The sequence below is a fragment of the Streptomyces viridosporus genome (genome assembly GCF_002078235.1).
GTDB classification, from domain to species: Bacteria; Actinomycetota; Actinomycetes; order Streptomycetales; family Streptomycetaceae; genus Streptomyces; species Streptomyces viridosporus.
The window spans coordinates 1-1300 of record NZ_MSGP01000675.1 but is presented as its reverse complement, the minus strand read 5'-3'; the positions used below and the strand labels follow the sequence as shown (position 1 = coordinate 1300).

Genomic DNA, 1300 nt, shown 5'->3' with positions numbered 1-1300 from the left:
GCCGCACCACCGCGTCGGCCGTGGCGGCCGACAGGTCGGGGACGCGGGCGACGCCGGGGAGGGCGGCGGTCGCCGCCCAGTCGGGCGGGATGCCGCTGGAACCCGCTCCGAGGGCGAGGACGAGGACACGGCCGCCGGCACCGGCCGGTACGGCCACCGGCCGGTACGCCTCCTCGGCGCTCCGCCCGGCGCCCGCCGTCCGCAGGCCCGCGCGCTCCAGGGTGTCCAGCGTCTCCTCCAGGCCCGCCCGGCCGAAGTCCAGCACGTGGTTGTTGGCCAGGACGCAGACGTCGGGCCGGGCCACGGTGAGGGCGGGCACGTTGGCCGGATGCATGCGGTAGTGGACCGCCTTGCCGGGCGCGAACGCGCCACCGCGCGTGACGGATGTCTCGAGGTTGACGATCCGGACGTCGGGGGCGGCGGTCTCCAGCAGCCGGAGCGCCTCACCCCACGGCCAGGACGGCGGCACGGGGGCCGGGATCGGGCCGTTGACCGACTCGGCCATGCGCACGTAGGACCGGGCGTCCGTGACGTAGTCCTCCCGCAGCGCGGGGTCGCCGGGCCGGTCGAGGATCTGGTCGACGCCCCGCCCGAGCATCACGTCGCCGCACAGGAACAGGGTGACCACGGCGCCGCTGGCCATGTGTCAACGGTAGGAGCTTCCGCGGGAGAGCGCGTACCGCTGTGCGTCCCCTGTACGGGCCGGCTCCCCGCCCCTTCGGCCGCCGCGGGCCCTCACCGGATCAGGCACCAGTACCCGCCGTGGTGGCCGATGCCGATCCGGCTGCTCCGCGGGACCAGGCCGGGGTCCGGCCGGCCCACGGCTGCCATCGAGCAGGCAGGGTCACCGACGGTGCCGGCGGCGGCCATGCGCCGGGCGGCGGCCACCGCGGCCGAGGAGGTGTACCACGTGGTGGTCGCCGGTTCACCGCCCACGGCCGTCGGCGTCGGCGCCGCCACCGACGGCTTCTGAGCGGAGGGCGCCGGCGTGGATGCCGGAACGGATGGCGTGGATGCCGGAACGGATGGCGTGGGCCTCAGGGCGGGCGCCGTCGGCCTGGGCGTCGGAGCGGGTGACGCCGGGGCGGGAGCCGACGGCTTCGGTTGCGCCTTCGGTGTCCGCGCCGTCGCGGTCCGCCGGGGCGGCGCCGAGGGTTCGGCCGCCGCGGACCGTGTCGGTGCGGGCGTGGGCGTCGCCTTCGGGGGGCGTACGGCCGACGTGGTGACCGGCGTCGGGCGCGGTGCCGGTTGTCGGGGTGCGGTTTGGCGGGGTGTCGGTTGTTGGGGTGTGGTCGGGCGG

2 protein-coding genes and 1 pseudogene are annotated in these 1300 nt (G+C 77.2%); all 3 read right to left on the bottom strand.

Features of this window, described 5'->3' with window-relative positions:
• A partial coding sequence (locus B7L92_RS35480; protein ID WP_143626440.1) for a CapA family protein occupies positions 1-643 on the bottom strand: 643 nt, incomplete at its 3' end.
• Positions 644-735: 92 nt separating this feature from the next.
• On the bottom strand, positions 736-936 hold the full coding sequence (locus tag B7L92_RS35475) for a hypothetical protein (RefSeq protein ID WP_218030497.1): 201 nt from the start codon (positions 934-936) through the stop codon (positions 736-738).
• Positions 926-1300 (bottom strand): annotated as a pseudogene (locus tag B7L92_RS41705) (hypothetical protein); the annotation flags it as partial. The pseudogene B7L92_RS41705 and the gene B7L92_RS35475, both read right to left, overlap by 11 nt.